The sequence below is a fragment of the Longimicrobiaceae bacterium genome (genome assembly GCA_035696245.1).
Taxonomy (GTDB): domain Bacteria; phylum Gemmatimonadota; class Gemmatimonadetes; order Longimicrobiales; family Longimicrobiaceae; genus DASRQW01.
In genome coordinates this window covers 1-19,192 of the sequence record DASRQW010000326.1, presented here as the reverse complement: position 1 = coordinate 19,192, position 19,192 = coordinate 1, and the positions used below count along the sequence as shown (strand labels likewise).

Sequence of the window (19,192 nt, the reverse complement as noted above, 5' to 3'; positions counted from 1 at the left end):
CCTCCGCTTCCCGCCCCGCGCCCGCGGCGTGCAGCACCGGCACGTCGGCGGCGTACGGGGCGGCGCCCCGGGCAGGCTGGTGGTGTGGCGCCGCCGCGGGCGGTGGCCGCGTCCACCGTGCTTCCGATGCGCAGGCGGCCTCCGGCCGGCCTGCCGCACCCACCGTCCACCCCGCCGCGGCCAGGACTCCTGCGCAACCGGCCCAGGCCAGGGTGGCCCGGGCCGGTTCCCGCGCCGTCCTCCACCACCGCGCCAGGAGTCTCCCGCGCGGGAGAAGCCTCGGCCCGCGTTTCACGGGAGGACGAGGGGCGCGCCGCCGATCGCCACCTGGACGGAGTCCGTCCCCAGGCGCACCCAGCGATAGGCCACCTGCGGCTCGGAGCCGGCGCGGCGAACCGGGGCGTCCGTGCGCGGTGCGCCGCCGGCGAGGCGGGCCGCCCGCGCCTCGTCCACGGGCGCTCCGTTCACCTGCGGGTCCGGCGCGGCCGCGTCCCAGCGCACGAGCACGGTGGGCCCGCGCGCACCGAGGTGGTAGGAGAGCGGCAGCACCTGCTCGGAGCCCCGGTCCCACCGCTCGCTGTCCGTCACCTGGTAGGCGCCGTCGGGCCGGAGCGCGATGCGCGACGTGAGCACATGGTCCCGCATGCGCTCCACGAGCCAGGCGCCGGCGTCCACGGGCAGGTCGGAGAGGGGGACGAGCACCGCCGCGCCCTCGTGGACGGCGGGATCGTCGCTGCCGCCGGCGGGCTCGACGGGGAGCCAGCCGAGGCGGGCGCGGCCGTGGGTCGCCACGGTGCGCGGATAGCCGGCGGGGAAGAACCGCTCGGTGGGCGCCAAACCGAGGCTGGCGAGCATCTGGTCGAGGGGGACCCGCAGGTCGGGGAGGACGCCGCGGGGCGCGGGCAGGAGGTTGACCGGGCCCGTGCGCAGGCGGCGTCCGCGGCTGGACACCTCGAAGCCGCCGGGGAGCGTGTAGGGCGCGAAGAGCTGCCCGCCCTCGACGACCACCCACACGGCATCGAGCGTCCCGTCGTCGTCGGGCGAGCCCGGGATGCCGTCGGGGCCGTCGTTGTCGTAGGCGGCGAGGTCCGCCTGGCGCGACCACGACTCCAGAGCGCGGCGGATCAGCGCCGCCAGCTCGTCCGGGCGCGGCGCGCGTCCGTCGAACGCGGGGTCGGGATCGACGAGGACGGGGAGGACTTCGGAGGAGAGGCGGAACGCGCCGCCGCTCTCGCGCGCCAGGGCGTCGCCGAGCGTACCGGCCACGCCCGGCGCACCGAAGTAGCCGTGCGACAGGGCCTGCTCGCTCAGCCGCGGCATCCCGGTGCCGAGGGCCAGCGGGGCGACCAGGGCGCGGTAGCTGCCCATGCCGGCGAGGTGGGCGCCCGCGAGCGGCGCGTGCCCGGCGCGCGGGCAGAACGCGGCGGGAAGGCCGCCATGCGGCTGGGCGGCGTACCGGGCGGCAGGCAGCCAGCGGCCGGCGGTCCGGGGGACGTCGCCGTTCTCGGGGCCGAGGGGACCCGGCTGCAGGAAGGGGCCCCGCGCGGACGCGCCGCAGCCTGCCAGCAGGGCCACGGCACCAAGGGTCCACAGAGCTCGAAGCATCATCGGAAGGGGCATGGGTGAGCGGCCTCGACAACGGCCTGCGGGGTATCACGGGAAGCAGAGACCGCCGGGCGGGGCGGGTCCATCTGCCCCCGTTTTTACCCCGCACGCCCAGCCCGGGAACGCTGCCATGTCCGAACCGCTCCACCTCCTGCTCGACGCGGCCGCCAAGCGCGAAGCGAGCGACCTGCACCTCGCGGCCGGCGAGATGCCCTGGCTGCGCGTTGCCGGCGAGATGACCCCGCTGCCGATGGACACCGGGCCTCTCACCGCCGGCCAGATCCAGGCGATGCTCGTCGCCGCGATGTCGCCCGCCGACCGGAGCCGGTGGGAATCGGCGGCCGCGCGGAGCATCGACTTCGCCTACGCCGTTCCCTCGCTGGGGCGCTTCCGCATCAACGCCTCGCACACGCTCACGGGCGTGGCGGCCGTGGTCCGCCGGATCCCGCACGAGATCCCCACCGCCGAAGCGCTGGGGCTCCCAGAGGTCGTGACGCGACTCGCCGGGCTACCGGCCGGGCTGGTGTTCGTCACGGGAGCTTCCGGCGAGGGGAAGAGCACGACCCTGGCGGCGCTGGTCGACACGATCAACCGGACGCGCGAGGGGCACGTGCTCACCATCGAGGACCCCATCGAGTACGCGCACGCGCCGCGGCGCTGCCGGATCACGCAGCGCGAGGTAGGCGTGCACACGGAGACGTTCACGCGCGCCCTGGAGGACGCGGTGCGGCAGGATCCGGACGTGATCGTGGTGGGCGAGGTGCGGACGGCGGCGACGCTCCAGCTCATCCTGGAGGCCGCGGAGACGGGGCATCTCGTGATGGGGTCGCTGCACACCATCAATGCGGTGTCAGCGATCACCCGGATGGTGGGGATGGTGGAGACGGCGCGTCAGGGGCAGGTGCGCGCGCAGCTCGCGGAGGCGCTCCGCGCGGTGGTGACGCAGCGGCTGGTGCCGACCGTGGACGGGCGGCGGGTGGCGGCGTTCGAGGTTTTGGTTAACACGCCGGCAATCGCGGCGAACATCGCGTCAGGGAACACGACGGATATCCGTTCGGCGATGGAGGGGCGGCGGGAAGGGATGCAGACGCTGGAGCAGTCGCTGGCCGAGCTCGTCGCCGCTGGACAGATCCCTTACGATGCCGCGCGTGAGCATGCGAACGACGTAAAATCCGTGGACCGGCGTCTCACTACGGGGCAAGCTGCCGCCGGCGCGTTCCGTCGGGCATGAGATGGCTCGCGCAGGACACGAGCAGAGGAGACGCCACCACATATAGCCTGCGTTTCCCTTGGCTTCCCGAACAACAGCCCGTATTTTGACGCGTGGGACTCTCCCATGTGCGGACGCAGTGAGTCCGAGCCTACCGCATCCCGCTTCAACTCCGATATACCGGGAGCAGGTCGGATCACCCCGTCACATATTCGGCAATGCTGGGTGTGGTTCAGCCGGGGAAGTCTGCAACTTCGATCTACGTACCAAGCCGATTGTGCTGTACCCTCACAACTTCACGATCCTCAAGGGTGGTCGTCGCGCACACCGGGATTCGAATGATAGTCGAGCTTCTGAATGTTCTCGCCCAAGAAGGCGCCCTCCGGACGTGTTGGTCGACCCCGTCCCAGTGCCTGACTGAGCCAGTCGTCAGCCTTAGCACTGCACTAATAGCGCTACCCACGGCCGTCATCGGTGGCGTGGTTGCATTTATGAATCTTCGGCGGGCCAAGCTTGACCAGGTGTTGAACTCGACGTCGATCGACACTTACGCACGGATCCCCCCCCGAGGTTGGCGCAGAACGCTGCTTGGCAGGTTCGAATCATGGCATTTGCTCCGAACCCTTCGCCGCGATCCTCTCACCGACGACTTCAGCGTAGACACCTCCGAGTTCCACGCCGGGCTCAAGCTCGCAGATAGGAAGCCCTGGGCGGTTCCGATGCTTCGGGCAGGTGACGCAAGCGGGGATCCGCTGCGACCGTTATGGGAGTGCACAAATCGGTGGACGATCATCCACGGCGGTGCGGGAACGGGGAAGACCCACCTCCTCAACAAATTGCTTGGATATAACAAGGGCCTGGCCGACTTGATCCTCCGACTGCGAGCGTCGGAGCTCGGTCCACGCACTGAAGGTCCCGCACCGCGTCCTCTCTGGAAGGAGATCGTCTTGGCCGCCCGAGTCGGCCAGCGGAGGTCGATCGAGCACGCCCCTAGAAGCTTGACACGCAAGCTCCTGCGACCTTTAAGGACCACGGAGGCATTGGCGTTCGCAGTCTGGCGACGCCGCGTGGTCCTCGTCATTGAGGATTTACATACCGTTAGTGGCCTGGCCGAGTGTATCGATTTCGTCGACTCGTTCGTCGCGGACCATTTCGGCGACGCGCCTGAACTTCGAATCATCGTCACGTCGCGAGACGCACCCGGCTCTGGCCTCGAGATGCGTGCGGCGTGCATCACCCCACAGGTCATTACGCCGGAACTCGCGCTCGAGTTCTTTATCAGCCTCTGTCGAGCCAACGGGTTGGAGCCCGACTTGGGGGATACGGCCGCGGATAGGGCGTTTACGCATCTTGCAATGCGAACAACGCTCTTCGTGATGATCGCCGCTTTTGTTGCAGTCAGCCAAGGCGATCCCAAGGCTGTTCCCAAGATCCTCTCCCTCCAACGCTCCGAAGTACTCGTTCGGCTCATCAGACATCTCATCATCCAGGCATCTTTTTCGGACGATCTCCAGGTGATCTTTCCCCGCCTGTATGGGGATTTTGCTATGGCCGTCTGGCCCAAGGCGATGCGGATGACGGTTGAAGAGGTGGAGGTATTTCAACAGATTGCTGCTCGGTACAACGTCCCGGAGACGGAGCAACCGGATGCCGGGACGTTGGTTCGAGATGGTTTCCTGTACTCCACAGTACCAGAAGCGCTATACCCGAATTATGCTTTCCCCCATCCGGCGATCTCTGATTACCTTGTCGCCCAAGCGCTACTCCGAGCCTCTGACTTCACGCTGCTTGCGAAAGATGCTCGTGACTCACGGATCGATGGGCCTCTCGGCTTCATCCACGAAGCTCTGCAGCAGCTTGGGACGCCTGACGAGATGCATTCAATTCTCCACTCGTTGGCGGTTCAAGCATTTGGCGCGTTCGCTCGATTGCTGGCCATGGAGCCCCCTCTTCTCGCTGGCATGGGGTGGCAATCGTTCATTCTTTCGCACGTTGCTACAGCGAGCTGGTGGGCTGGAGACGCTGCGCCCGCAGACATACCGTTTGCCCGCTGGCGCGAGTGGGCACAGGTATTGAGCGCTGCTCAGGATGGGGATGCTGATGACTTTCTTGTCCGGTTGCAGGCCGTGGCGACCCACCGAGCGATCATCGCGATCACGGCTCTCCAATCACCGGGCGCCGACATGACCCTAGACCGCTGGCTCGCGGCAATGGGTATCGACGACAAAGATCCCTACCGGGTCGCCTTCCAGGCAGCCGCCGATGCCGAGCCCGAGGTGGCTAACTACCTGGTCAACCACCTGAGTCGGGGGGACAGCGACCTTCAGCCGGCCCGCTGGAACTCGTTCCAAATCGGATGGAATTCCCGTAATCCCAGTCTCCACAAGGCCGCACGTGCATACCTGCTTCGGGTGGGCAAGCACACGTCGCATTCCCATCACGCCAGGCTGATTCGGATGCCTGGCGCTGTCCGGGTGCTGGCAGAGAGCTGTCGAGAACTCGAGGACGATCCGAGGCGAAGAGAAATTGGGCTCTCGATCGGGAGGCTAACCGGTGCCGTGCTCGTCGCACCCGGCACATATCGAATTCGCAGGAACGGCGAACCAGATTCGCACACCATCAAAACCCCGCTATTGGTCCCGCGCGAGGCCCGATCAATAGAGGGCGCATTCAGCCCAAGCCGCGCATCCCAAGCCGTTCAGCGACAGTGTGACCTGAACGCTCTCCTGGGAGGGGACGAGATGTTGGTTGTCCTTCAGCATTTCTCTGGTCCCGGCGGTGGTGCTTCGTATTCGATTGAGATCCCTGAAGCATACCGCACGGCCGGCGGGGCTCCGGGCGTGGCCTTGCCTGTAATAACCGCCTCCGGTCAAGCGATCGGGCGACCGGACACGAACGCGGAAACCCCGTCAGTAGGTGCAGTTCCACCGCACTTCCCCGCCGTGAATTTCCGAGAGGTGCAAGTGCCTCTGTAGAATGGTACGCCGTTGCGGGCAGGTTGTCGGACCGCAGCCGGGATCAATTCCTCCGAACGCGCCGAGCCCGGTCGGAGTGGCCAGCCAGTTCCTGCACGCGCGCGATGCGCTCGATCTCTGCAGCTGATCGAGATGGCGTGACCGCATAGAGATAGGCATCCGCGGCCTCCGAGACGGCACCCATCTTCACGAGCCTGTCGCCGGCGGCCATCGCCCACCTTCCATCCTCACCATCGCGGGCCGCGGCCACGGTGAGCGCGTGGAGCGCGTTCGCACGGTCGGCCTGGACCTCGTATGCGGAGGCGCGGAGGAACCACACCTCGCCGTTTGCGTCGTCCCCACTGGGTGCGACGAGGCGCAGCGCCTCCTCTGCGTCACCGCGCTGAATCGCTTCGCGCGCTCCCGCTATCGGATCGCGCCCCATGATCGCGAGGATCCGCTCGCCCGGCACGTGGTTCCGCACCCTCGCGGCGAGCGCCAGGCCCACGACCACGAGTAGGACCGCGACCGCTGCAACGCGCCGGGTGCCAGATCGCTTGCGTTGGAGAGTCCCATCCAGCGGTACGAACGACGCGCCTGGACCCGACGGACGAACGGCCTCGGGGGGACGCAGCTCCCACGTAATCCGGGGCTCACGAGACGGACATGCTTCTTGGCTGACCCGCAGAACGAAAGGGGGCACGGTAGCCGTACCGGACGAGCCGTGCGGGGCGGCCGTACCTACAGAGGGCACGAGGTCCGCGGCCGCGAGAAGCACCCGTTCCCGCTGGGTCTCCGGCACGAAGTCGAGCGCGAGCCCGATGCACTCCAGTACCCGCTCCGGCTCACCGGCCCGCGCGGCCGCGTGGGCGTCGGCGAGGAAGATCCGGTAGAGCGACGCGGCGACGTCCTTCACAGCGCGAGCAGCGCCTGCAGCCGGCGCTTCGCCTCGACCAGGTCCGGCGCGAGCTTCACCGCCGATGCGTAGTAGTCCACGGCGCCGCCCGCGTCTCCCCGCTCCTCCGCGATCTTTCCCAGCCAGTAGAAGAGGGGTGCATACGCGGGGTCGCGGAGCTGCCGGCCGACCGGCACGGCCTCCTTGAGGTACGCTTCCGCCTGCGGGAGCCGGTCCAGCTCGAACAGTGCCCTCGCCAGGAGTTCGAGGCCACCCACCCGCTCGGGGTTCTCGATCGTCGCCACGGGCAGCAGCAGGTGCGCGGCCTCCTCCCACGCTTCCTGTCCGAAGAGCTCGACCGCCAGGTCGTACGAGTGCTGCAGCTCGTCCAGCGACGTGCGGCGGGCCTGCTCGGACGCGTACCGCCTCAGCAGCTCACGGCCGCTCGCCCCCGGATGGTCGGCGACGATGCGGTGGATCTCCCGTGGCGTGCGGCTCGCCAGCTCCGTCCCGGCGAGGAGGGGAAGCGCGCCGTCCGCGCCGTCGTCGGCCAGCAGCTCATGGACACGCTCCGGCTCGACGGGCGAGCGCAGCTCCTCCACCCCGTAGAGCGTCGTTCCGCCGGAGAAGAGCGCGACGGCTTCCGGATCCGGGGCACCCACGTCGCCGAGCTCGGGATCGGCTCCAATGGCGTCGAGCAGCCTCTGGACGGATGCGTCGGGTGCCGGCCGCAGTGCCGCGGACGTCGGCGCCGAAGTCCCGCCCCTGGACGCGAGCGCGAGGAGCGCGTTCTCGAACTCGGGATCGGGAGCGCGGCCCTGCCACGCCATCCGGATTCGCTGGCGAACTTCTCCGGTCGTCAGCCGGGCGGCCATCTCCTCCACGGCCCGCTTCGCCCCGGGCTGGTCACCTTCGGCCACCGCGATCCCGAGGCGCAGGTCCCACGCGTCGGCCGTCTCGCGGACCGAAAGCGATGGCCTGCGCAGCACCGTCTCCACGAGCAAGTAGGCCCGGGGGAGATCGCCGCTAGCGACCGCTTCCTCCGCCTGCTCCAGAACGGTGTCGAAGGGGGTCTCGGCCCACGCGTCGGCCGCGTGCGGATCCTCACCGGGAGGAGTAGCGGGGGGAACGCCCATGATCAGTTCTCGTATGCGGGAAATGCCAGATTTCACCTGGCTCCGGCGTGCAAACTACACGCGAAGTCCGACAGCGAAAGGTCCAGGGTGAGCCCGTAGCTGCCCCCCGCGGCGCGGCGAAGACCTGCCGTCCAGCGCCGGTCGCACCGCCCCAGCGAGACTGCGGCCTCCGCGATGCTCCGATCCTTCCCCCATCCGTACGCCAGCCGGAACCGGCTCGCCGCGTCGTGCCACGCAACGCTCCGCGGCGCCTCCACGCCCGACGGATCGAGCCCTCCGCTCCGGATCGTCTCGAGGGCCGCGGCCGCGAGCGTGCCCCACCCCGCCTGCCACGCGGCGCCCACCCGGAGCACGGACGGAAACCGCGTCTCGTCCCACAGGTCCTTCGCGTGCGCTACGGCGCCGGCATCCGGGTCGTCGTCCGCGATGACGGGACTGAGCGTCTCGTGCAGCGTGAGCCCGCCGTCCGCGGCCACCTCGGCCTGAACGGCTCGCGTGCGGGGCCCCCGGCCGGGACGGAAGCTGGTGGCGTACACGTTGGTGACGGAGAGGCCGTACCAGAGCCGTCCGGCCGCGAATCCTGCTACACCCGCGTCCGCGCCCGCGCCGCCCGCGTTCCCGAGCACGGTCTCGCGATAGACCTCCGCGGACGGCAGGTCCGCCTCGAAGCTCCCCCGCGCGACGGTGTGTGCCCACCAGCCCTTCACCGCGACCCCCGTCCATACGCGCCCGAGGACCGGCAACTCGCCCAGGTACCTCCCCTTTCCGACCGTCAGCACGCTTGTGAGCGAGCGGGAGACCGGCCGCTCCCGCCAGACATCGGGGCCGACACCGCGCGCGCCCAGGTCCGCGGCGAGGGCGGTGGGGACGGCCCCCGACGTCGTGTACCGTGTGTCCACGGTGATCCCAAGATCGCGGCTCTGGACGGCGACCCAGCGCACCTGCGCCGCGGCATCCAGCGAGCTCGCCCCCCACGGGATCCGCTTCCCCAGGGACCCGAGCCGCGTGGCCTCGACGTGGCCTCCCACGAGACCGAGCCTGGCCGCGGCGCCGAAGATCTCGCCGCCCGGCAGCGCGCGGGCATCGAGGCCGAGGATCGAGCTCGTCCGCACGGGGCCGTCGTAGATCCCGAGCAGGGCGGGATTCCAGGCTGCCGCGTCGGCGCGGCGCGCCTCCGTCACCGCCGTCCCGGCGAGGCCCGCGGCCGTGCCCATGGATGCGGGGAGCTGCGCCCACAAAGGGGACGCGACGGCAACCAGGGTCAAAGTGGAAAGAAGCGACCGAATGGACATGGGAGACACGGGCGGAGGGGATGGAGGCGCCGGACCGTGACCCGGCGCTGCGTGGTACCCCGCCCCGGGAGCGTGGGAACGGTGTCAGCCCCGGTCCGGCACCGCCGCTCCTTCGCGGACCACCCCGCGGGCATACAGCTCCAGGTCGTCCATGAACGCGGTGAGGTGGGCATGCGCGGCAGTGCCCGGGACGCATACACGCTCGTCCTGCTGCTCCACGCGTCCCTCCAGCAGCAAGGCCTCGCCGCGGGCGCGGAAGACGCCCACCAGGCGGAGGGCCCTGCGTGCCCCCCCTCGCGTGCATTCGTCGGGGGCGATCTGCCTCCCCGCCATCCACGCGGTCGCGAAAGCGACGCTGTCCCCTCCCGCTTCGCTCACCCGGGCGTCGCCGGGCCATGTCAGGTCGCGGAGGGGAAATACGCCCGTCGATGCGGCGATCCCCGCCATGAAGGCCCGCCCACGGCCCGCCAGCACCCGCCGCTGCTCAAACGCGCCGCGCGACCCGCCCGCGGTGTCCCTCGGTGCGGCAGGGGGCAGCGCGCGCTGGCTGTCAGGATCCGGGTATCCCGCGGGGTCGCGGCGCGAGCCAGGCTGATCGCCAGTCCGCCCGGATGCCTCCCACGGATCCTGCGGCCGGACCGCCGCGGATGGGTGGTGCCCGAACTCGGCGGATTGCGCCCCCGCGCACGCGCCGCACGCGAGCGCCAGGGCAACGAGCAGACGGCACATCGGAATCTCCTTGGAAGCGGTGGAAACACGAGTGATCCGGGACCACAACTCAGCCGACCCGCCACACGCGCGCGATGCGGCCACCGGGCTGGACGGCGATCCAGACGCCTTCGCCCTGCCAGCGGCCCAACAGGCGCACGGACGCACCGTCGGGCGCTGCTTCCGACCAGAGCTCGACGGCTCGCCCCGCAGTGAGGCGGGCGACCAGCGCGCGTCGGCCGGACGCAGCCCACACACGTTCCCCTTCGACGACGACCGTCCGGGGTAGGTCGCCGCCGAGCAGGGGCGCGAGCGCCGCCGCCTCATCGGGACGCGGCGCACGCGCGGCACGCCAGGCTGCGCCGGCCCCGGTGCAGTGCTGCCGCGGAACGACGATCGCGACGTCCCAGCCCGGGGAACGGTCCGCCTTCCCTGCCCCGCGCATCGCCCCGAGCCCCGGCACGGCCTGCTCATAGCCGAGCCGGACCGTGGCGCTGCAGCTCCCGACGGCCGCCCAGTCACCAACCAGCGACGCCCGCTCTGCCGGCGCGTCCCAGGCGCTGTAGAAGGAAAGGCGGCCGCTTCCCAGGTTGGAAGCGATCAGGGGGCGCGCGAGCGCAGCGCCGCGGGTGAGTTCCTGGGCGGGGCCACCCGCCACCCGCTCAGGTGCAAGGCGAGGAGGAGGTGCCGGATGGCCCGGCGTTGCGTCCCAGGCACCCTCGGCGCCCGGTCCAGCCGGCGCGGACGGGAGGGTGTCTCCCGGCGCGGCGGCCCCTAGGAGCGGCTGGTAGGTGCCGCCGTCCGGACCCCATCCCGCCGTGTCGATCGGGGTTGGGCCGGCGGGGACGGGGGTTCCGGGGGCGATGAGCTGGGGCTGGGCGGGCGGCCCGGGAGGCATGGCGGCGGCAGCCCGTGGGGAACCTTCGACGCGTCCCGGCATGGCAGGAGCGCAGTCCTGCGTCCGCCGCGCGCCGAGGAGCACCCCGGCGGCGAGTGCCGCGGGGAGTGCCCAGACCCACACCGGCGGCGGTCTCATTCGGCGATGCCCTCCAGCACGGACCGGACGCGTTCGCACGATGCCGCCAGGATGTCGAGCACGGCCGTGCCGAGACGCGGCGCTTCGCACGCGCTACGGGTCACCCGCGCCGCCGCCGTCGCCTGGAGCTGCGTCAGGCCCGCGAAGAGCGCCACCACATCGCCGGAATCCGGCTCCGGCGCGTGCATCGCCGCAGCGGCGTCTCGGACGGTGCTGATCGCGGCCGCATAGCGTTCCATCGGTGCGGGATCGAGAGCGAGCACGGGACCGAGCCGGGCGGCAGCCCCCCAGGCGCCGCAGGGCTCCGGCACCCCGTGCAGCTCGACCACGAGCGTCGCACCGCGCTCCGATAGCTGGCGCACCAGGTCCACCAGGATCTCCGCCGTGACCAGGTGCTGCAGCTCGGGTTGGAGCCCGCGGATGGAGAAGAGAGCCCCGTCGAGAGGATGGGCCCCGTGCCCGCGGCGCGTGCCGCTCGCCAGCACGCCGGCGAGGCGGACGAGCTCGTCGCCCACCGTCCCGGTGGGAGCCTCCCCGCCGGCGAGGGCGAAGCCGAATCCGCCGAGGCAGACCCACCCGCGACCGCGCGTCCACCGCGCCACCACCGCTTCACCCCCCTGACCGGGGCCTTCTCCCGCGACGTGGTCCAGGAGCGCTTCGATGGCCTGCTCCGCCCACATCACGTCGGGCTCCACCACGAAGCAGAGCGGAAGCCGAAGCGCCACCACCTCGTCCAAGGACAGCGCGGGCAGCTCCGGCGCACGCCGCGGCGGCGGCTCCGCAAGACGGGCCACGGCGCTGCTCACCTCGCCGCCCCGGCCAGGGGGAGAGGGTCGCTGCGCTCCACCCACCCCGGAAGCTCGTCGCCCGGCGTCGCGAACCGCAGGACCAGGTCCCGGAACCGCGCCGCGCGGTCGAGCTCCCCGGCGCGGGCGGCGAGCTCGTAGACCACGGCCGCACGCCGCGCCGTCCCGATCCACTCCTCGCCCAGGCTCTCGATCCAGCGGTCCACCACGCCCCACGCGTGCGGGGCGCGGTTGGGGTGGGCACGTACGTCCAGCAGGAGCGCGGCGAGGGTGGCGTCGACGTGCTGGCCCCATCTCGCGCCGCCGAGATCGCTGGCAAGGCGGTGGGCGGCGTGCTGGAGGCGCGCCGCGGCCTCGCCCGGGTCGCGTTCCGCGCTCAGGTACCCGAGGAGCAGCTCCTCCTCGATCCCCCACGGGCTCGCGCGCTCCGCCGCCTGAAGCAGCTCCTGGGCGTGCCGCCCCTGACCCCACCACAGCAGCTCGCGCGCGATGCGGCTGGGCGGGAGGCCGACGGGGTCCGGCGGAAGCGAACCGGGCTGGACCCTGCCCTCCCGTGCCTCGTCCAGCGTGCGGCGGATGTCCAGGTCCACGGTGTCCACGAGCACCACGGGTCCGGGCCCCCGCTCCGGAAGGGGAGGCGTCGCGGCGACGAACAGGGCGCGGCTCCCGGCCCAGAGCGACATGGCGCGGACCCGCCCCAGGAGGTCGTCCGCTTCCTGCCGCGCGCGCGCCGGCTCGCCGAGTCGCCACGCCCCCACGACGCCGTCGCGGCCGTCGATGGCGATCCAGCCGAAGCGCTCGGGCGTGAAGACGAGCAGGTACCCCGGGCGCTCCCATGACGCGGCGGAGCGGACGGTGTGGTTGAGCTCGCGGTGCGTGACGCCCATCGCGGCGATCAGCTCGCGTTCGGCGCCGGGCTCGGGAGCCCCCGTCAGCACCTCCCGCGCAGGTGGCCATGCGGCGCTCCGGACGGTGTCTGGCACCGGCTCCGGCGCCGCCCGCACCCAGGTGGAGGGGCAGTCCGCTCCAGCACCGGCCGAGGCGACGGCGGACGCCGGCCCGACCAGGACAAGGGCGGCGCACTGCTCCTGCGCCCGGCGCACCAGCGCCGCGGCGCGGTCGGGCGTCAGCGGGACATCGAGCGTGCACACGAGCGCCGCACGCTCCGAGGCCGGGATGACGGCAGACGACGCGTCGCCGTCGGGCCCCGGTTCCCACACGGCCCCCGCGGCGTATCCGAGGACCCGCAGCCGGAGCGCCGCCTCCGCCGCGACGACCGACGCGGCGTCGGGCTCGGTGGCGACGCGCAGTAGCCACGGACCGCCCTGGCCGGCATGCTCCGCGATGGCGAGGCCGAGGGGGGACGGGCGCGCGGGAGGAGCGGGGACCTGGCGGGTGTCGTAGACCAGGCCCACCTCGTCGAGCCGGGCCAGCAGCTCGGGCGGGAGCTGATCGGGATCCTCCTCCCCGACGATCACCCAGCGCCGCCCGGCGCCGTCGCGCAGGATCTGCGCGGCCGCCCGCAACGGCGCGAGTCCCACCGCATCGGCGGGTCCCCCTTCCCACAGGGCCTCCGCGCCCACGAGGGTTCCGCCGTTCCGGGCCAATGCTTCGGCGAGGGCGCGGCGGACGGGCTCGGCGCGGCGGAGCGGCCCCACGTACAGGGGGCTGTACCGCTCCGGCTCCATCGCCAGCAGGCGCCCGAGAAGCGCCCGGAGGACGACGCGCACCTCTTCTTCGGCGGGGGCGAGGGGGGCCTGGGTGGGCGTTTCGTGCATCGGGCCGAGCGTCTCCGCGGCAGTCGGACGGGGTACCACGTCATTGCGAACGTGGTACCCCGTTCGCTTTCCGCGGGAACGCGCCGACTCCCCCCAGGCCTGATCGAACCGAATGCTCGCCTGCCCTCCTTGCCCCGCCCCGCCACGCAATCCGTTCAGCCTCGCCCGGCTTCGCCAGCGCCTGCTGGCGCTCGACGGCGCCTTGATGGACGCGGCCGAGCCGGGGCCTCTCCTGGCGCGGGCGGCGGCGCTCGGCAGGAGCGGCGACCCCGACCCGCGACACGGCCGCCGCCTCGCCGCGCTCGCCGGCGCGCTGGCCCGGGAGCTCGGGCTGCCGGCGTCCTTCGCCGCGGAGCTCGCCTCGGCAGCGGAGCTTCACGATCTCGGAAAGGTCGTGCTGCCCCGCTCACTGCTGGTGAAGAGCGGTCCGCTTTCCGCCACGGAGCGGCAGCAGCTCGCGATGCACACCTGTGTGGCGACGTGGCTGTTCGGGGAGGCGCGGCACCCCGTGCTTCGCCTCGCGGCCACCGTCGCGCGGAGCCATCACGAGCGTTGGGACGGCGGAGGCTACCCGGATGGCACCGCGGGGGACCGGAGCCCGCTCCCGGCGCGGATCGTCGCCGCCGCGGACGTGTGGGACGCCCTCACCCACGATAGGCCGTACCGCACCGCGCTCACGAATGGCGAGGCCGCAGCGCTCGTGCGGCAGATGCGCGGCACCGCGCTCGACCCCGCCGTCGTGGACGCCCTGCTTCCCCTGGTCCTGTGAGTCCCCGAGCCGAGCTCCGCTACGGCGCGGCCGTGCTCGCGCTGCTCACCGCCGCGGCCGTCCTCGGGGCAGCCGCCGCACCTCCGGGCGCAGCGTCGCCGGCCCTCACGGCCGCAGCGAGCGCGGTTCCTTCGGCTGCAGGGCCGCGCCGCTCGCCACGGGCGCTCCCTGCCGCACAGCCGCTCGACAACGCGCCCGGCCCGCCTGCACCGGCGCCCCACGCCGGTGTCCTGCTGAGGGATGCCCAGGCGCGAGTGCGCCGCGGACACGAGGACCCCGCCACGGAGGTCGACCGCTGGGCGGTCCATCTCGCCACGGACCCGGAGAGCGGGACCGCACTGCGGCGGTACGGGAGGTACCGCGCGCTGATCGAGGGCGCGATGGCCGCGCGCGGGCTCCCCCGCGACCTGGCGTTTCTGCCCTGGGTGGAGTCCGAGTGGAAGAACGAGGCGACGAGCCGGGCGGGCGCGGCGGGGATGTGGCAGCTGATGCCGGCCACGGCGCGAGCGTACGGGCTGGAGGTCTCTGCCTACGTGGACGAGCGGCGCGATCCCGTGCGCGCGACGAACGCCGCAGCCCGCCACCTCTCCGACCTCTACCGGGAGACCCACGACTGGCACACCGCGCTCGCCGCGTACAACGCGGGCGTCGGACGCGCGGGCCGCGCGCGCGGAGCGTTCTGGTCGCGGCGCTGGACGCTCCCGGCGGAGACCCGGGCCTACGTACCGCACGTCCTCGCCGCCGCCCGAGTCGGGCGGGCGCCGCGGGGCTGGGGCGTGGAGGCCGGGGAGAGCCTTCCGCTCCGCTTCCGTGAAGTCTGGGTCCCAGGCGGCATCGCGCTCGACTCCGTGGCGCACCGCCTGGGCACCGACCCGTCCGCGCTCCGGGAGTTGAATCCTCACTTGACCCGCGGGATCACCCCTCCCGGCCGGCGGTGGCCGGTCCGGGTCCCGGCGCAGCCGTCCCCGCCGTCCCGCACCCTCCTTCCAGCGCCGGCGCCATGACCCCCATGAACCCCTCCGGCCGCCAGGACCGGGCGGTCGCGTGGCTCCGCGAGCAGGGCCACGTCTCCGAGGCCGACGTCCGGCAGGCGGAAGCCGCGCGGGCGGCCGATCCCGGGCGCCCCGAGCTGCTGGACCACCTCCTCGGCGCCTCGGGCGTCGCTGTGGAGCACGCCCGCGCCGCGCTCGCCGAGCTCTTCCGGGGGGAGCGGGTCGCGGATCCCGACGACTACCCTCGCAACCGCGAGCTGGAAGACATGCTCCCGCCGGAGGTCGCCCGCCGGCTCGGCGCGTTCCCGCTGGCGCGGACCAGCCGTGCCGTCGAGATCGCCGTGTGCGATCCGTTCGACCTCGGGATGCTCGCCGAGCTGCAGGGGATCTTCGGCGCGGACCTGCAGCCGCAGCCCGTCCTCGCCGACGCCCATGCGGTGTACGCGCGCATCGCCGCCGCAGTTCGCGAGCGCGAGGAGCCGAAGATGGACGTGGTGGACGTGGGCGACCTCACGCAGCGCGCGGCCACGGAGGCCGGGCGCCGCGGAGACGGCCGCGGGGCTACGCTCGACCGCGAAGTCCACGCGTCCGCGGTCGCCCAGCTCACCGACCTCATCCTGCGCGACGCGGTCGGGCAGCAGGCCAGCGACGTCCACATCGAGTTCTTCCCCGGCTACGGATGGGTCCGCTTCCGCGTGGACGGCGTGCTGCGCGAATGGAACAAGCTCCCCCCCGAGCTGGAGCAGGACCTGGTCGGCCACATCAAGGCGCGCGCGACGGGGATGGACAGCGTCAACCGCATGGTGCCCCAGGACGGCCGGCTGACCCTGCCGAGCGGGCGCGGCACGGTCGAGTTCCGCGTCTCCACCCTGCCCACCGTCCTGGGCGAGAAGGCTGTCCTCCGTGTCCTGGACCGGAAGGCGCAGGCCCTGGGGCTCGCCGATCTCGGCCTCACCGGCCGCAACCTGGAGCTGGTCGAGCAGGCGATGAAGCAGAGCTGGGGGATGATCCTCGTGACCGGTCCCACGGGATCGGGAAAGTCGACCACGCTCTACGGCATCCTGGGCGCGCTCGCCCGGCCGGAGACCAACATCGTGACGATCGAGGACCCCGTGGAGCGCCGGGTCCCGATGGTCACCCAGGTCAACATCCGGCGCACCGAAGACCAGAAGACCAGCCTCTCGTACGCCTCCGTTCTCCGCTCCGTCCTCCGCCAGGACCCCAACATCATCATGGTCGGGGAGATCCGCGACCCGGAGACGGCGGAGACCGCGACGCGCGCCGCGATGACGGGCCACCTGCTCCTCTCGACCCTCCATACCAACGACGCCGCGAGCGCGGTGTCGCGCCTCCTGGACATGGGGGTGGAGCCCTACAACGTCGCGGGGACGCTCCGTCTGGTCATCGCCCAGCGCCTGGTGCGCCGGATCTGCCCGGCGTGCAAGGAGGAGTACCATCCCGACCCTTCCGCCCTGTCCCTGGCCCAGGTCGAGCCGCGGCGCCTGGGCGGCATGCGCTTCATGCGCGGCGGGGGCTGCGACGCCTGCGGCGGCACCGGCTTCCGCGGCCGGGTCGGGCTCTACGAGATCCTGGAGGTGAACGACACGATCCGGCGCCTCATCGCGCAGGGCCGGCCAGACAAGGAGATCGCGGCCGCGGGTCTCGCCGACCACATGCAGCCCCTCCGGCAGGCGGGCTGGGCGCGCATCCGCGAGGGGCAGACCACCATCGAGGAAGTCCTCAAGGAGACCTGAGCCACCATGCCAACGTTCCACTACGCGGGGGTGAACGCCCTCGGAGAGCCCGTGTCCGGGAGCATCAAGGCACCCAGCGAGATGGTCGCCCGGGACTCGCTCGCCAGCCGCGACCAGGTCCACGTCTCCTCCATCCGGCCGTCCTTCCTGTCGCGGGAATGGGGGAGCGGCAAGCCCAAGCCGGCTTCCGTGCTGCTGTTCACGCGCATGACCGCGTCCCTGCTGCGCAGCCTGACGCTGCAGGAGTCGCTGGAGGTCACGCGCGACGACCTGGGGGACCCTCGAATGGAGCGCGTCCTCTGGGACGTGAGCGTGCACGTGCGGCGCGGGCGCTCGCTCGCGGACACGCTGGCGGAGCACCCGGCAGTCTTCGACCCCGTGTACGTCGCGGCCGTCCGCGCCGGCGAGCAGGCCAACCTGCAGGACGTGATGCGCATGCTCGCGGAAAGCCGGAAGCGCTCGCAGGAGACCCGCCGAAAGGTAGTGAAGGGGCTGGCCTACCCCGCCACGATCCTCGGAGTCGGGACGGTGGTCTCCATCCTCATCCTCTACGTGGTGGTGCCGCGCTTCGCGAAAGCGGTCGCGGACGCCGGCGCCGAAGCTCCGCTCATCATGCGGATCATGCTCGGGGCGAGCCACGTGCTTACCGTCGCCGGGCCGGCGATGCTGCTGGGGGGATTGCTGCTGGGGTGGATTGGCGTGCGAGCCTACCGGACGCGTGAGGGGCTGCGCACGCGGGTGGACGGGGCGATGCTGCGCATCCCCATCCTCGGCACCCTGCTCTCCCAGGCCGCGCTGGCGGCGTGGGCCCGGCTGTTCGCGATCCTCTACTCCAGCGGCTCGCCGGTCGCCGCGGCCGTGGAGATGGCGGCGCAGACGATCGGCAACCGGAAGCTGCGCGCCCAGCTCGGCGCCGTCTCCCGCGGCCACGGCCACGGCCGGCCGCTGTGGCAGGAGATGCAGCTCGCCGGGATCGCGCCGATCGCGAGCAAGCTCGTGCGCGTCGGCGAGGAAAGCGGCCGGCTCGGGGAGATGCTGGGGGAGCTGGCGGAGTACTACGAGGAGGAGACTTCGTACAGCGTGGACAAGCTCACCAGCAGGCTGGAGCCCCTGGCGATCATCGTCATCATGGTCCCGGTGGCACTGCTCGTCGGCGGCGTGTACGCGCTGATGACTGCTTCGATGCAGGCCGTCACGGGTGGTTGAGTAGCAGAAGGGACAGCAGCCAACTCACACCGCGGAAGCGAGGCGCTGCGATTCTCTACATCACGGACTGTGAATTGTCGTCGCAGGAGCTTCTGCAAACAGCCGCCATCCCAGAAAGCTGCGCGAGAAGGTATTTGCTCACTTGGCGCGCGCAACCTGCCGATGACGATCCAGCCCGTGGAGCATCTAAGCGCAATCAACGGACAGTACGGCCGACAGTAGCACGGGGAGTGCCTGACTCTAGGTTGTCCGGTGTTCGGATTTCACCTGCCTCCTTAGCACCGCGACGACTAACCGCCGAGTTGGCACGTCCTCTCAGCCACGACGACCCATGCGAAGGGCTTGAGGATGGCTCCGCCGACCTCCTCCCCAATTCCGGCTAAGTGCCAGCTGAACGGACCTGGTTCAGCCTACAGGGCCACAGGAGTGAGCAGTGAGTGCCGGTAGCCGTGCGGTGCTGTTGCGGGCGTTGACAGTGTCGTTGCTGGAGCGCATCTATTCGCCGCATGACTTCCAGCCTCTCCCACACATAGTTCAAATTGATACCTCTCTTCCCTTCTCCGGTCCCACAACGGCGGGACGGCCGAGCAACGCAGGAGACAGCCGCGAGTATCGGAAACCGGCGGGCGTTGATCATCGCATCACAATGTCGGCAATACCCTCACCTCGACTTTCTCCCCTCAGTGGCGCAGGATCTCTACGAAGTTCTGTGCACTCCCGAACTGGGGGCGTGCGTGCCGGCACTCGCTTCCGGAGGCTTGGTGCTGGACCCCGACGTTGCTGAGTTGAAAGCGGCAGTCAGCGATGCTTACCGCGGTGCGGCGGAAGCAGGAGAGATGCTTGTCTTGGCCTTCATCGGACACGGTGAGCATGCGGAAAATGATCCTGATCGCGATTTCTTCTTCCAGCCCTACAACGCTTCTGTCTCTCCCACCTCCGATACCTCGTTCCATCTCGTCCAGTTCATCAAGGACCTGCACCGCACCACCGTGGGTCCCGGCGTCGACGGACTGCTTGTGCTCGTGGACACGTGCAGTTCTGGAGTGGGAGC

At 71.3% G+C, this 19,192-nt stretch carries 15 protein-coding genes; 7 read left to right on the top strand and 8 right to left on the bottom strand.

The features are described 5' to 3' along the window. Positions 1-291 precede the first annotated feature (291 nt). Positions 292-1,575 carry a hypothetical protein gene (locus tag VFE05_15195; protein ID HET6231418.1) on the bottom strand — a complete coding sequence of 428 codons (1,284 nt, stop codon included), beginning with the start codon at positions 1,573-1,575 and terminating at the stop codon, positions 292-294. 160 nt (positions 1,576-1,735) lie between these two features. Here VFE05_15195 and VFE05_15190 point away from each other — a divergent pair, with 160 nt between their 5' ends. Both VFE05_15190 and VFE05_15185 read left to right on the top strand, forming a co-directional pair. Then, on the top strand, positions 1,736-2,836 hold the full coding sequence (locus tag VFE05_15190; protein ID HET6231417.1) for a PilT/PilU family type 4a pilus ATPase: 1,101 nt from the start codon (positions 1,736-1,738) through the stop codon (positions 2,834-2,836). 1,019 nt (positions 2,837-3,855) lie between these two features. Further along, on the top strand, positions 3,856-5,790 hold the full coding sequence (locus tag VFE05_15185) for a hypothetical protein (protein HET6231416.1): 1,935 nt from the start codon (positions 3,856-3,858) through the stop codon (positions 5,788-5,790). Positions 5,791-5,833: 43 nt separating this feature from the next. Here VFE05_15185 and VFE05_15180 read toward each other — a convergent pair whose 3' ends face one another. The 7 genes from VFE05_15180 to VFE05_15150 all read right to left on the bottom strand — a co-directional run bounded on the left by VFE05_15180 (position 5,834) and on the right by VFE05_15150 (position 13,420). Continuing rightward, positions 5,834-6,685, bottom strand: a complete 852-nt coding sequence (locus tag VFE05_15180; protein ID HET6231415.1) for a hypothetical protein — start codon at positions 6,683-6,685, stop codon at positions 5,834-5,836. Then, positions 6,682-7,800: a hypothetical protein gene (locus VFE05_15175; GenBank protein HET6231414.1), complete on the bottom strand. Its 1,119-nt coding sequence runs from the start codon at positions 7,798-7,800 to the stop codon at positions 6,682-6,684. Before VFE05_15175 ends, VFE05_15180 begins: the two co-directional genes overlap by 4 nt. A gap of 32 nt (positions 7,801-7,832) precedes the next feature. Further along, entirely contained in the window at positions 7,833-9,014 is a 1,182-nt protein-coding gene (locus VFE05_15170; protein HET6231413.1) for a hypothetical protein, read from the bottom strand. 162 nt (positions 9,015-9,176) lie between these two features. Further along, positions 9,177-9,566 (bottom strand): hypothetical protein, encoded by a 390-nt coding sequence (locus VFE05_15165; protein ID HET6231412.1) that lies wholly within the window; start codon positions 9,564-9,566, stop codon positions 9,177-9,179. Between the two features lie 304 nt (positions 9,567-9,870). Further along, a complete protein-coding gene (locus VFE05_15160; GenBank protein ID HET6231411.1) occupies positions 9,871-10,458 on the bottom strand; it encodes a hypothetical protein in 588 nt (195 codons plus the stop codon). A gap of 374 nt (positions 10,459-10,832) precedes the next feature. Then, on the bottom strand, positions 10,833-11,642 hold the full coding sequence (locus VFE05_15155; GenBank protein ID HET6231410.1) for a hypothetical protein: 810 nt from the start codon (positions 11,640-11,642) through the stop codon (positions 10,833-10,835). After that, on the bottom strand, positions 11,639-13,420 hold the full coding sequence (locus VFE05_15150) for a hypothetical protein (GenBank protein HET6231409.1): 1,782 nt from the start codon (positions 13,418-13,420) through the stop codon (positions 11,639-11,641). The genes VFE05_15155 and VFE05_15150 overlap by 4 nt, the downstream gene beginning before the upstream one ends. Positions 13,421-13,532: 112 nt before the next feature. On the opposite strand from VFE05_15150, the gene VFE05_15145 reads away from it, so the two are divergent. From VFE05_15145 to VFE05_15125, 5 genes are all read left to right on the top strand, one after another. After that, positions 13,533-14,189, top strand: coding sequence for an HD domain-containing phosphohydrolase (locus tag VFE05_15145; GenBank protein ID HET6231408.1), 657 nt, complete (start codon positions 13,533-13,535; stop codon positions 14,187-14,189). Positions 14,190-14,443: 254 nt separating this feature from the next. Beyond that, positions 14,444-15,193, top strand: coding sequence for a lytic transglycosylase domain-containing protein (locus VFE05_15140; GenBank protein HET6231407.1), 750 nt, complete (start codon positions 14,444-14,446; stop codon positions 15,191-15,193). Then, positions 15,190-16,935: a GspE/PulE family protein gene (locus VFE05_15135; GenBank protein HET6231406.1), complete on the top strand. Its 1,746-nt coding sequence runs from the start codon at positions 15,190-15,192 to the stop codon at positions 16,933-16,935. Before VFE05_15140 ends, VFE05_15135 begins: the two co-directional genes overlap by 4 nt. Before the next feature lie 6 nt (positions 16,936-16,941). After that, on the top strand, positions 16,942-18,141 hold the full coding sequence (locus tag VFE05_15130) for a type II secretion system F family protein (GenBank protein HET6231405.1): 1,200 nt from the start codon (positions 16,942-16,944) through the stop codon (positions 18,139-18,141). A gap of 761 nt (positions 18,142-18,902) precedes the next feature. Continuing rightward, on the top strand, positions 18,903-19,192 hold a 290-nt coding region (locus tag VFE05_15125; GenBank protein HET6231404.1), incomplete at its 3' end, for a hypothetical protein.

Coding starts and splice junctions, on each gene's coding strand:
- VFE05_15170 (HET6231413.1), bottom strand. CDS start 9,014: ATGGGCACGGCCGCGGGCCTCGCCGGGACGGCGGTGACGGAGGCGCGC.
- VFE05_15145 (HET6231408.1), top strand. CDS start 13,533: ATGCTCGCCTGCCCTCCTTGCCCCGCCCCGCCACGCAATCCGTTCAGC.
- VFE05_15175 (HET6231414.1), bottom strand. CDS start 7,800: ATGGGCGTTCCCCCCGCTACTCCTCCCGGTGAGGATCCGCACGCGGCC.
- VFE05_15130 (HET6231405.1), top strand. CDS start 16,942: ATGCCAACGTTCCACTACGCGGGGGTGAACGCCCTCGGAGAGCCCGTG.
- VFE05_15150 (HET6231409.1), bottom strand. CDS start 13,420: ATGCACGAAACGCCCACCCAGGCCCCCCTCGCCCCCGCCGAAGAAGAG.
- VFE05_15190 (HET6231417.1), top strand. CDS start 1,736: ATGTCCGAACCGCTCCACCTCCTGCTCGACGCGGCCGCCAAGCGCGAA.
- VFE05_15135 (HET6231406.1), top strand. CDS start 15,190: ATGACCCCCATGAACCCCTCCGGCCGCCAGGACCGGGCGGTCGCGTGG.